We start from the raw sequence: 389 nt of genomic DNA on the forward strand, positions 1-389 counted from the left end.
TCCGAGCGGTACAGCATGATGATCACCATCGCGAGGCCGTACAGCGCCTGGCGGATCACTTCCGTATCGACGATTTCATGGCCGAACACCGCGTTCTGCAGCGGGCCCATCGTCGAACGCAGGAATTCCGGGAAGATCGCGAGCAGCACCGCGCCGAGGATCACGCCCGGGATATGGCCCATGCCGCCCAGCACCACGCAGGCCAGCACGACGATCGACTCCCAGAACGTGAACGATTCCGGCGACACGAAGCCCTGGAACGAGCCGAACATCGCGCCCGACAGGCCGCCGAACGACGCGCCCATCGCGAATGCGAGCAGCTTCACGTTGCGGGTGTTGATGCCCATCGCCTTCGCCGCGATCTCGTCCTCGCGGATCGCCGCCCAGGC

General features: G+C 65.6%; 1 protein-coding gene. It reads right to left on the reverse strand.

All coding sequences use genetic code 11. The annotated features are described in order from the left end of the window. Window positions 1–389, reverse strand: a 389-nt coding sequence (locus tag ACV229_RS40760) for an ABC transporter permease subunit (protein WP_448088685.1), incomplete at both ends; no start/stop codon positions are given.

Source organism: Burkholderia sp. MR1-5-21 (assembly GCF_053427715.1).